Source organism: Parasedimentitalea huanghaiensis (genome assembly GCF_009753675.1).
Lineage (GTDB): Bacteria > Pseudomonadota > Alphaproteobacteria > Rhodobacterales > Rhodobacteraceae > Parasedimentitalea > Parasedimentitalea huanghaiensis.
The window spans coordinates 77,655-89,387 of record NZ_WQLV01000019.1 but is presented as its reverse complement, the minus strand read 5'-3'; the positions used below and the strand labels follow the sequence as shown (position 1 = coordinate 89,387).

The 11,733-nt window shown below is 50.0% G+C and carries 8 protein-coding genes; 4 read left to right on the top strand and 4 right to left on the bottom strand.

The window, feature by feature from the left end; translation table 11 throughout:
- A partial coding sequence (locus tag GO984_RS21410) for a TniQ family protein (protein WP_157024588.1) occupies positions 1-1,780 on the top strand: 1,780 nt, incomplete at its 5' end.
- Between the two features lie 338 nt (positions 1,781-2,118).
- Here the strand turns inward: GO984_RS21410 and GO984_RS21405 are convergent.
- The 4 genes from GO984_RS21405 to GO984_RS21390 are packed head-to-tail and all read right to left on the bottom strand — an operon-like array spanning position 2,119 to position 7,877.
- Complete coding sequence (locus tag GO984_RS21405) at positions 2,119-3,957, bottom strand: TniQ family protein (protein WP_157024587.1); 1,839 nt, start codon at positions 3,955-3,957, stop codon at positions 2,119-2,121.
- A gap of 2 nt (positions 3,958-3,959) precedes the next feature.
- Entirely contained in the window at positions 3,960-4,961 is a 1,002-nt protein-coding gene (locus GO984_RS21400; RefSeq protein ID WP_157024586.1) for a TniB family NTP-binding protein, read from the bottom strand.
- Positions 4,962-4,963: 2 nt separating this feature from the next.
- Positions 4,964-7,159: a DDE-type integrase/transposase/recombinase gene (locus tag GO984_RS21395; protein ID WP_157024585.1), complete on the bottom strand. Its 2,196-nt coding sequence runs from the start codon at positions 7,157-7,159 to the stop codon at positions 4,964-4,966.
- Position 7,160: 1 nt separating this feature from the next.
- Positions 7,161-7,877 (bottom strand): hypothetical protein, encoded by a 717-nt coding sequence (locus tag GO984_RS21390; RefSeq protein WP_157024584.1) that lies wholly within the window; start codon positions 7,875-7,877, stop codon positions 7,161-7,163.
- Positions 7,878-9,152: 1,275 nt separating this feature from the next.
- Here GO984_RS21390 and GO984_RS21385 point away from each other — a divergent pair.
- The 3 genes from GO984_RS21385 to GO984_RS21375 are packed head-to-tail and all read left to right on the top strand — an operon-like array spanning position 9,153 to position 11,105.
- Positions 9,153-9,872 carry a hypothetical protein gene (locus GO984_RS21385; RefSeq protein ID WP_157024583.1) on the top strand — a complete coding sequence of 240 codons (720 nt, stop codon included), beginning with the start codon at positions 9,153-9,155 and terminating at the stop codon, positions 9,870-9,872.
- On the top strand, positions 9,823-10,374 hold the full coding sequence (locus tag GO984_RS21380; protein WP_157024582.1) for a hypothetical protein: 552 nt from the start codon (positions 9,823-9,825) through the stop codon (positions 10,372-10,374). The genes GO984_RS21385 and GO984_RS21380 overlap by 50 nt, the downstream gene beginning before the upstream one ends.
- The gene (locus GO984_RS21375; RefSeq protein WP_157024581.1) at positions 10,371-11,105 is read left to right on the top strand and encodes a hypothetical protein; all 735 of its coding nucleotides are present in this window, start codon (positions 10,371-10,373) and stop codon (positions 11,103-11,105) included. Before GO984_RS21380 ends, GO984_RS21375 begins: the two co-directional genes overlap by 4 nt.
- The last annotated feature ends 628 nt before the right edge of the window (positions 11,106-11,733 follow it).

The window sequence follows — 11,733 nt, the reverse complement described above, 5'->3', positions numbered from 1 at the left end:
GGAAAAGCCCAGTCGCCTTCGAACGGATGGTGGCTTAAACGAGCACTTGGGGCGGCACGAAAGCGCGACAGGTCCACCCTTCGCAGACGCGCTTAAGGGAGAAACATCTGTTCTAAAGGGGCTCAGCAGTCTTTCTGGCGCTCATCTACCAGCAATAGAAGACTGGACACCTGCAGTAGATGGCGATGCCAAGCGCAGCCTGCATGGCCATCGTTTCCCCGCTCGACCGTTGCTGACGTCCGAGGTTCGTGGCTGCCCTTGCTGTCTTCGAAAGGATATCGCAGGCTCGTCATTGCCACCGCATCGCGCGATGACCTTCCGTTCCCACTGGCTCATCCATCATGTCAGCCTATGTCTGCATCATAAACGGCAACTGGTTGTTTTGTGGCAGGTCGCAGCACCGACGCAACGCTATGACACTGCAGCGCAATTTCGCTTGATTGCCGACCAAGTAATCACCGGTGCCCTGCAAGGCGAAGAGCGTGAGCCGACTGACTTCGAGATCTGGTTCGACAAGAGGTTGGAGGGAGAGCCTCACGCCGCAACATGGTTGGATGAACACCCTCTACATGCGGCGGCCGTCTTCTGTCGACTGTTGGGCACAGCTCTGTTGAAGCTACAAGGCATCCACCTCTCGCAAATCGCACCAGGATCAGAGTGGGGATGTTACCAGATGGGCTTTGAGGTTGCGCGACATGGAGAACAGGCGGTCCTGAAGGCATTACAGAAGCTGAATCGACTCGCCGAGCCTCGCCATGGGCCAAAGGCTGTATTCCCCATGCTCTACGATCGCTTGACACACGACCACAAAGAGGACCCAGATTTCACACCTTTTCGAAAACTGCTTGGTAAACATCTTCGAGCAAGCTGGCCTTTGGGGCCTGGTGACGATCTGCTGGGCACACCTGTGACAGTACGAACGTTGCATTCAGTCCGCACCGCAGCTGAGGAGACCGGCGTAGATGTCCGCCGTCTTCGCAAGATGCTTGAAGCGTCCACGATGATCGACCCCAACTTGCCGGATAGCTGGGCTGTTTTCGATGCAGCCGAAGCAAAACCGATGCTGGCATCATTAGTCGACTTCATGTCAGCAAAGGAGTTTTTCGAAACCCTTCACATTGGACGGTCTCAGTTCAATCTCTTGGTCAAGGACGACATTCTGCAGCCTGCTCTCAAGGATGTAGATACAAAACACGTCTGGGATCCGCGCGATGGGCGGGCCTTTGTGGACCGGCTGCTGGTCGGAGCCGAGACGATCCAGCAAGCGCAACACGGGTGGGAGAAAATCGCCAAGTCGGCGCAACGGCTCAAGCTACGCCCCGCTGCCATCATTCGTGCAATCAGGGAGGGGCGCATTCATCGCGTTGCACGCAATGCCCAGTTTGACGGCTACGCCGCGGTTCACGTTTATCATGATGAAGTTGCCCAGGTTCTTGCACAGGACCAGCCGTCCGCAATGTCGCTGAGGCTGTTCGCCGAGACCGTGGGCCTTGGGAACCCGGTTTACCTAAGCCGACTGGTGCGCGATGGACATGTGTCCACCACCGAGATGCGCAATCCTAGGACCAAAGCGATGCAGCGGTTCATCGCCCCCCACGATGCCGCCGCTTTTCATAATCGCTTCGTTACCCTTCGAGTGATTTCGAAAGCGAAAGGAACGAGCTGGCAATCGCTATCGCACCATCTGCGCCGAGCCGGTGTCATGCCTTTCAGCCCGGACAATGCCGACTACGGCAACATCTACCTGAAAAAGGACGTCGAAGCAGTGCTCGCTGACTGAAGCCCTATATCTTCTGGAAAACAACAAGGGCGATACCTCACGGCATCGCCCTTTCTTCATTCCTAAAGCTGAAAATCTGCGTCTATCCAAGTCCGGTTCAAAAAACCGTCTTTTGTCGCAAAGACGTAATCCCTATGTCGGACGACAGCCAGCTGTGTATGTTGACACCGCTTGTAATTGTCCAAATTCGCTTTCCAAAACCCCAATAAAATATGACTCTTCGTTCAAGCGCGGCCGAGCACTCGCCCAAAATACCATGCATAAAACGCCCACGAAAAATCTTTGAGCAACAAAAAAGCCGCTCAATTGAGCGGCTTTTCAATGAATTTCGGAGCGGACTACAAGTCGACTGTCTTGAAAAACTCGGCCCGTACAGATCTCGGATCCCATTCAGGAGCGATCCCCTTTAATTCCAGCTCTTCTCGTAACTTGCGCATTTTCGTGGGTTTGCGTTCACAGACATCCGATAGTTTTTTGTAAGTCGCTTTAAACTCATCAAGTGACTTCGGGTCGATCAAATCCCTCATTGCTCCCATGTGCCGAAGTTGACCACACTTCTTGAGATAGGGTCGCCCCTCCTTGTTTGTAGTAGACAAGATATACGTCACGGCCTGGGAGCTAAGCTTCAGTTCACGGGCCGTATCTGAAATCGTAACTCCTGGTTTACCGGTTTGAAGCCTCAGTACCTTTGACACTTCCTGCAAGTTCACAAACACGGAATACAGCGAACGAGTTCCCTCCAAGGCCTCGACCTGCTTAAGCTTGCCATCCAACAAGGCGCGGACAATAGAAACAAAAGGTACATGCAAAGTAGACGACGTTTCTGCAATATTGGCCATACCAAAGCGAGCTGCGTTCACTGCTTCGCTGTATTCGTAAATACTCTCCATCATTCGATCCAAGTCCCTTGAATCAACTCCCTTGTGACGGCCGCTGTCGTGCCCATTGTCTTGCACAACCGAAAACAAGGGGCCTTTCTTAACCAGAGCTTGGGCATGTGTGCGAGAGCAACCAACGTATCCAGGCACACGGGCAATTGGGACAGCCCTGGAAAGACGTCGCATTACTTCTTCGGCTTCCTTCGCGGGTACGGTTACGATGGTACTCTCAGAGGGCTCACTGCTCGAAATCAACCCGAACTTCCGTAGAGCCAGTGCAACAGTATCGACATGAATATCGAATTGGGCCGAAAGTGTCGCAACGGTTTGACGCCTGCTCATTTCAACCTTCTTCCCAAGAAGAACTCGGCCAGGTTTTACGGCCATCGTATCTAAGATGTGCTCTCTCAGCACTTCACGAATGGGTCCTGCAGGCTTCTCGGACTTACTAAAATGCAACCATTTGTAAAGTTGGCCAAACACGCCTTGTGGGCCAGACTGATGTACCGATTTTTCTGTCTTTCGTTGGAGGGTCACCAAGCAGTCACGGATTCCTTTCGGCCCTTTGGAGGTGAATTCGAAACCCACCTGCCCGGCTACCCGCCACTGGCTTTCCGTTAGCTTTGCGTGCTCGAAATGTGCCCCATATTCAATACACGCCCCCAACATCTCTGTAGCCTTACTTGCCTGATCAATATCTTGGTTGTCTAACCAAGCATAAGCTTGCTCCCCAGAGAACCGGCTTTCCACGTAAGTCTGTAACCCGGAGGGCTGGATTTTTGGGCTTGAGGCCGCCAGTTCCGAAAGCCGTGAAAGAGAAGGCAAGTGTGCCGACAGGTCCACAAAGGATGCACTTGTTCCAATACTTGGGATTTCAACTAAAGAAACGTTGTGGACCGCACAGGCACGTACGGGAGAGAGAACCCAGTACAATCGTCCAACAGGAAGAGGCCAACGTTCATTGTGCTTAAGCATATCCTCGCTAACACAGTGAGGGCAGAATTTCATTGGAGATCGCGAAAAGAACTCCAATGAGAACTCCTGAGCGGCATACCGATAGCGGCGTTTCCCCATCGACTGAAAACTCGCTAACAACAGCCTTTCGGCTGGGATCCCAGAAATTCCGGACAATTTTTCAATCGCACTGGGATTTGCCATTCTGACGTCATATTGGGAAACACCAAACATCTCCAAGAATGTCGGGACTGAAACATCACACTGGACTCGAGCAAACCGAGAAATCCAAGAAACTAAGCTTTCACCGTCCGAAATCGGAACGAAAGGGAGCACTTGCTTCATGCCTACGCCCTCCCCAGTTTTCGAAACTGCCGCTCTTTTCGTTCGAACTCAAACTCCGCAGCTGATTCATCTAAACGAAGTTGTCGCCAGTCATCGATAACAAATACATTCTGCTTCCATGCACAACCTTCCTGAGCCTCCCAAGCAGCCGCGAAATGCAATCTTGTCAACTCGTCAGCCTCTTCAAAAAGAGCACATTCAATTGCGTTCAGCACCGTTTCAAGGGCCCGTCCAAACCGGCCTCTGCTGCCATGGATCAGGCGCCCGGTGACATTTCCACCCGCATCAAACGATAGTCCTGCAATCTCACAATACTTAGAAACGATGCTGCCCAACAAATCCTGTTCGTCCCCTCCACTGACGAGGTCACGAGGGGTGATTTTTGCAAAGCGCCTGTTCACCTGCGGATCAAAGGCTGTAACATCTGAGAGGCGCTCTGTTCCACTTAGGATAACGATTACAGCAGTTTCGTTCTGCATCAGAGATTTGATGGTCTTCAGCATGTTATCGATTTCTGACGGTTGGCCTGAAAAGAACATGTCCTGAGCCTCATCGATCCAAAGAACGACAGTGCCAAGAAGACCGAAGCGATGTTTGACCATTTTCCAAATATCCCAAGCCTTAGAACGCTCAGAAAGGTCATGCACCCCAGTTCCAGCCAGGATAGCTAAACCCAAGCTTTTCATCGTTGCTGGGCTTGGCACTTGAACGCTTACTACACGCAAGAAATCGTCATTTTTGTTTGGCATAAGTGCCGGATGTTCGGACAAAACCTTTCTGAGCGCCGTTGTTTTTCCTCCACCGGAGCCCTCGACCATCATGATGCCCCGTGTTTCCAAGTTTCCTGTGAAGCGAACCGGAATTGGGAGCGGGCTTCCCGAGGAGTCGTGTTGCAGAAGTCGTTCAAGGTTTTTGCTAAGCTCTGTATCACGCTCAGTTTCCAAGTGGATTTGACGGAGTTTAAGGAGAGTTTGCTGCATTTCAAAAGCACTCGAATTTGGCATGATTATTTCTCCTCCTCGGTCGGAAACTTGATCTTGGCAGTACGCTTAGGTTGAACGAGTGCGTCGCTTGTAGTGCTGGGCCGAGTTTCTGCCATTGGGACAATTTCCTGGCCGTAATCAGTTTGATGCAACACGTCTGACTGCACTTCCGCTTCGATGATCCGGATACCGCTTAACAAGTTGTCTTCGAGGCCCTTAATCCGTTCACTGGACCATTCTTGCGTAACCAACCCAAACTCCAAAGATTTGGTGGTGTTCTTTGCCGTGATTTCTTTTAGGGCTCGCGCCACAATCTCTTCCCTCCAAAGCTCTTGCTTTGGATCACGTGCGGCCAAGTTTCGGCGAGCCAGAACCCACTCTTGAGCATGCAACCCTTTGAAACACTCATTGACCGCAGGCACCTCAATCCAATTGCTGCCGACCCCCACAGAAACACTTCCGATATCGTCGGCTAGCCACCGAAGTTGAACCTCGTGTTTGCCTTTGCGCATGAATTCCTGGGCAAGCCCTTCACAATTGTAATGGACACCCAATACGGTGACGCCGGATTTTGAAACGACGCGGCTTTGCCGAAGTCCATAGGCCAGGCGTTTCTCGCGTGTAGATGGAGCCGCACAAAGCGCATAGTTTCCCGCTGCCATATCAGCCTCCCACTGCTCTAGTGGTGTACGGCCACGGAGACCGCTGTGTGGCGTATTGTGGTACACATCAACGAGCCAACGGGTCAGTGCAAAGCATAAATCTTGAATGCCCAAGCAAGCCCTTTCTTCGGGTTTATGTGCACCCTTATTCAAAATGCTGGAGAAGGTTCGACCATTCAACCGTTGGAGCAAGTTCATTGCCGTCGTTCTAAAGAACCTTTCGATAGTACCTCGCATCGACGGCTTGCCTCCAATAGTAAATAGATGCGTAATACCGAGATCTGCACATGCTCTCGTAAACTCTTCTGAACGGTAAGCTGAGCCAAGGTCTGTCACGGCTGTCTCAGGCTTTCCGCATCCAGGCCAACCAGACAAGGCGCCCACGGCATCGGCCCACGGCCCTTTGTCCGTCATCACCATGTCCAGCGTCTTGATTGAAGAGAAATGGTTTGGGTCGTGAACCAAATTGAAACCCAAGATACACTTGGTGCGACAATCAATTGCTGCTGAAACCCACCAACGCCCGGTTTTACCATCCAAGCCCAAGGTTTCTAGTTCCTCATCAGTGAACAATGAAAATGTGCCGCAAGACTTTAAAATTGTGATTAGGTCGATTTTCCACTCATCCATTTCGACACGCTCCAATGGGCGGCGAACATCGATTCCATCCTTAACTGGTGTGAACCGTTTTTGGGCTACCGCTAACCCTTCACGACACAAAGTTACTTCGAATGCATCCAACTGATTAATACGAGATCGAACAGCTTCACGTGAAGGTACGCTTAGGCGAGCTTCCCCGCCCTTTTCTCTTAGTACATTGGCATCCGAGAACGCCATTTTCACATCTTGATAAGTCCCAGCTTTGGTGCGCCGTTGTTCACTCAGATAGCTTTCACGGATAGTGTTGTTCAGGAGCAAATTTTCTTCTGGCGAAAAATGGCTGCTTCTATTCCCTTTCTTCCAGTTTTCGTCAGCAAGGCCAATCAGACCATGTTCCTCATACCGCTTGTACCAGCGGCGTAGCGTTCGAGGGTGCGGCATGGTGAGTACCTTCTGCTCGGTGCCACCATTCTTTGCTCGCTTCTTCTTTGCTCTTTCCTCGGATTTCTTGAAAAGTTTCTTTTCTTCGAGCTTCAGCTCCCGGTTGAAATTGGTAGCTTGCTCTACAATTTCATACTTGTTCCCAATCAGAGAGACGTCATTGAACTTGAGCTCCCCCTCTCGCATCAACAGTTCAATTGTTTCCACAAAGGCCTGCCGAATTCTGGTCTTCTTGCGCTGTGAGGGCCTGAGTTCATGGAAACCAAGCAAATCACTCGTCGCCCGCTTTTCAGCTTTGGCCGCAGACCAATACCCAGGAGTATGTTCAATTTTTCCGGCAGCGCTTAGTTTTCCAAGACGTCCGCAATCAAACGTTTCACAAAGACCATTGCCATTTTGAAGCACATACGAATGATGCCCCTTCGAGACAAATTTGTACTCAACCCCGTCAATAACGATGCGGTCTTTGCTACCAATGTGAAAATGAGATTTCAGGAATACAGATTGATCAGTCATTTTATAGATCCTTTGAAATGAGTTTTGTGGTCGGAGAAATTACGACATTGCTTTCGGGAACGAGCAGACCGTCACGACAAAGCCGAATAAGCGCTCGATAACCTCGCGCGGAAAGCCCCGTCTGAATGGTCAACTCCCGGAGTTCTACCGCTCCCCTGAGGCTGCCAACGACCTCAAGGGCCCGCTGATCCGCTTCCTCATCCGCCTCGCGGATAGATCGATACATGGCAGCATTGCGCAGCTGGATCGGATCGATATCTCGTTCGGTGATCAAACGAACATTGTCGCAAAAATTGGAATTGACGGCATGGCGAGAAATCTCGCGAATTTCATCTAGGAAACGCCCGGACTTTAGCCGGACCATTGGCTTAACAGTGACTGCCACCTGCTGCGCTTCATTGAAAATAACGAAGGCATCAAAGAAGTGAGTACGTGCTTTGCCGGTATCGTCGCGCCAGTCAAATCGCGCTTGTTCTTTTAAATAGGTTACGTCCCGGCGGGCGTTCAATACCAAGAGATTAGCCAGTTCGAGATTTGACTCTGCCTGAACCTTGAAACCCGCCCCCCTTCCCAGAACCGTGCTCGCTACGCAATGGCCCTTTGAAGCCCCAGTGACTTTCCGGTCAGCTCGAGAAGCTGATGGAAGTGTAATTTCAGAACTTGATCCCTCAGCCTGCGTTTTAGGAGGGTGTGAATAGTCGTAATTTGAATGACCCATAGTGGTCTGTCCTCACATAACCCGAGTGTGGACGACGTGCGAAAGCAGCCGACACAAACGGTTTTGAATTGGTCCGAAAAGAAGAGAACGGAGGCCGTCCGTTCAGTTCAGACGCCTATTCGCGTGAAGGATGAAAATACGGCATTCGATGAGACAGGACTGTGTTGATCTGTCAGGTCATAACAGGCCACATCAAACAGGAATGTTTTAGTAGAGAGCGTCATACTGATTTCCCAAGACCGAAAATTCAATCGAGCAGGATGCTTAGGACTAAAAATCTGAAGGTATGAAACCCAAGCATCAACGAATACGGAGGATCAGATCCGTATTTGGGTAAAGGCAGTAATGATCGTTGTGTTCTTCATGTCGACTAAACAGCACTAAAAGGCCCATCAAAGTCAAGACAAAAATATCACAACCTCTGGGGACGGTTTCAACCTCTAGATACAGCGTAAAATGGGCGCTTGAAGCTTATCGACACATCGATATTTGATCGATTGTCTGAAAATTGAAGACCGAATCAGTAAGGAAACTAGTTCCAATTTTGAAGCACATCATAGATGGACCAATTTAGCCTATCCTTCTGGAGAAATAGGTGCCCGGATAATGATCTCCTTACAAGGATAGATCACTGTCCTTGTAATTAAGTTCAAAAAGTAACGAGCTTATTCATCAAATTCACTTTTTGAAGAACTAGGCAACGCCTAGTTCTTCAAATTTCCGATAACTGATTCTCCAACCCCAAGAATAGCAAACAATTTCAATCACTTGTTGACTCAGGAACCGTTTTCGGACCACCATTTGATAACGAACGCCATCGTTGTGATGGGATTGGAATGGAAGTCTCACGGAAGGGAGTGAGTGATGTTGGCAATTGAAAGACACCTAGAGAGGTCCAATCATTGGGCCAATTTCAAGGGATCAATTCGCTCTCGCAATATATACTATTTCCACCTGAATTATGCTCGATACTCCCTAATGTCAGAAAATGAAACCACATATGATTCGACAACTCAGCAGCACGTAAGGATCAATAGATTTGGTGAAATTTTCAATTGGGTTTTAAAATACGTGCTCCTGAGAAAATTTCTTCAGGCAATAAAGTTTAGGCCATTGGGATAGCCCATCGAAGGCCTTTCTCGGTCAGGGCTTCCGGGCTGCATTATGTGACATTTCCTGATGAGCTGCCCCCGTTACTTACCCCCAAGTTTGCTCAAGTATCTGCGAGGGCGGCAGTAACACCTCAAATGTTTGTTAACTGAAAAGGACTGGATCATGAAATCCACCCTAGACTGGGACAATTTAGAAGGCAGCCTCGAGGCTCTCCTGGGATCCCACCGCCGGGGATGGATCGATTTTCTTTTACCGGAGTTCGACGACATCAGATCAAGAGCAAGAGCCTCGGGTGACTACCCCGAAATCTCCAATATTTTTGAGAAATTTGGGAAGCTCAGAGTGTATGTTGGGCATCCGGTGTCCGATGGTGATCGCGCCATGCTCGACAAGCTTGTCTGCATGTCGGAATTCCTATGTGAGTGCTGCGGGAATTCAGCTCGGACGCAAGATATCTCAGGATATTTGGTGACCCTATGCAACTCCTGTTATCACGCCCAATACAAAGACAAATCAGTTCCCCAAATCTCACGAGGCTTGGACATCGCCCGCCGCTATCCAGCTTTGGTCTCAGATAACGTCGCATCACTTGTGCCGTCCATTGGCCGGGGCTGGATGCCTCTGATCAACCGTGGGGTCAACAAAATGCATGGCCTGCTAAGGTGCCATGAAGGAGAACTACAGATTGAGATCTCCGATATCAGGGAGAAACTCGGCACATTAAAAGTTTCAATGGCTCGATCTCACCCGGTTGCCGAAGTGGTCGTTGATCAGATGGTCAGAGAAGCAGATCTGACATGTGTCGAATGCAGCTACTTCGGACAGAGGGTGCGTGGAAAACGTGAGCACATGGGTATGTGCCCCGTCTGCGATGGAGGGTAATTTTATGTCTTGTTTTATTGATTTTGAGACCTCATCCCAAAGCGCCGACAGCTGGCCAATAGAGGTTGGGCTGGCAACGATTGTTGGCAACGAAACACGCGTTTGGGGAAGTCTGATCCGGCCATCGGCGCGATGGAATATCAAAAACTGGAATCCGGGTTTTCAAAAAAGCCACGGCATCGAATTTGAGGATCTACAGAAGGCACCAGCACCAGCCGATGTTGTGGGTCAGCTAATTATGCGAATGAAACCCTATGACTACACCGCGTATACCAGACAACCTGAAACAGCTAACAAGCTAGTGGAATTGCTGTTGTCAGGCCATTCGTCCTGTCAGCAAATCAAAATTCTCAGCATCGATGATTTGTTGAGAAAATGGGGCCTGACGGTTCCCAACCTGGAACGTATCAACAGATATTTTCAGCGAACTCAAAACGTACCTAGAGCAGAGCTCAGAGCGGCAACCCTGGCGTTTGCATTCAAAACTGGTGGTTGCTCATGACCAAGGAACCTCTTGCACAGCTGGTCTGTATGCGTGCTGAGCGCATTTTCGACGAAGATTTTGTTGATCGAATTTTGTGGAGCCTAAACCCAGAGCTGGGCGGCAGGCGAACATTTGATCTGTTAAGTGAAGGAGATGATGGCGCCAAAAAAGTCAACGAGTGGCTGCATCAATATGAACGTGTCGAAACCCCGATTAACAGCTATCAGGTGGGTCAGCTTGAGACTGCCAATCGTGATGTTTGCGATTTGAGTGCACTTTTTGGGGCAGTTCGAAGCGTGACAGTTTTAGGTACTAACTGGCCAGTCGAAGTCGCCCTCCTTGGGCAAAAGCATGGGGGAAGTTGTTACTTCTGGGGGGCCAAAATCTTTCCAGCTTCAGATTGGCCTTCACAGATCTTGGATGCGTCGCCAATTGATCTGTCGGATGCCCCAGCCGCAGCAGATGTCGCTCGGGAATGTGTTGCGAGGATCACCAGAGCACAGTCCTGTCGTCTGTATTCAGAGGAAGTGGAGCACACTAAACAACTGATGGAAAGGTTGCTGCATTTAGGAAAATTGGAACCTGTTCCGAAGGTCGAAGTTGAACGTCCCGACCTCAAGATGGGCGAAGACCAAGAGGCGGATGAAAGGGTGCATAACTATCTGGATCTCAGTTTTGTCTTAGAGGACCCGAGACTCGAGGTTTTTAGACTTCAGCGTGCTTGGGGGTGCCGGGATATGTACTCCTGATTTAATCCGAGCATGCATACGCAGTGTCAAATCCATAGGTCTGGTCTAACAAGCCAATCGGTGCGTAGTCCAACACTGGGCCTCAGGTGCCAACCGGGACACTTGCTTGTGCATACCCCAAATGCACCAACAATGCGGCATCAAAGCTCTTTAGCTTCAGGATAATCATCAAACGTAGCCAACCGCTTATGTCCGCGATGCGCTTGGAGCCTGCTGTGGTCTACAGCCTCTGTCAGGTCTGCAATCATCACTCCACCTCAGTGGCATCATAAAGCGCACGCACATATACTTGTAGTTGGACGAACATATATACTTGCGATTGGACGCAACTGCGAACGAAGCCATAAGTAATGCTGTCGCCCTTTCCCATCTCATCGGTGCCCAATGCTCTCAATTCGGTTGCGCTCATAAATGATAGGTTACAGTAGCCCCGACAAACGTTCGCGATCTATTGGCATAAATATTTCAGCTTTTTGGCACTTTCTACAAGCGACTAAGCACCGGTATCGAAAGACAAAATCTCACTTCATCGCAGATTTTGGCAGTTTCATGTGGCAGTTTCACCTTTTACTCGGAGCGATGCGCTGAAACCTAGGCACGCTTTCAAAACCAGAGGACTTTGATTACC

Coding starts and splice junctions, on each gene's coding strand:
- GO984_RS21405 (WP_157024587.1), bottom strand. CDS start 3,957: ATGAAGCAAGTGCTCCCTTTCGTTCCGATTTCGGACGGTGAAAGCTTA.
- GO984_RS21400 (WP_157024586.1), bottom strand. CDS start 4,961: ATGCCAAATTCGAGTGCTTTTGAAATGCAGCAAACTCTCCTTAAACTC.
- GO984_RS21395 (WP_157024585.1), bottom strand. CDS start 7,159: ATGACTGATCAATCTGTATTCCTGAAATCTCATTTTCACATTGGTAGC.
- GO984_RS21390 (WP_157024584.1), bottom strand. CDS start 7,877: ATGGGTCATTCAAATTACGACTATTCACACCCTCCTAAAACGCAGGCT.
- GO984_RS21385 (WP_157024583.1), top strand. CDS start 9,153: ATGAAATCCACCCTAGACTGGGACAATTTAGAAGGCAGCCTCGAGGCT.
- GO984_RS21375 (WP_157024581.1), top strand. CDS start 10,371: ATGACCAAGGAACCTCTTGCACAGCTGGTCTGTATGCGTGCTGAGCGC.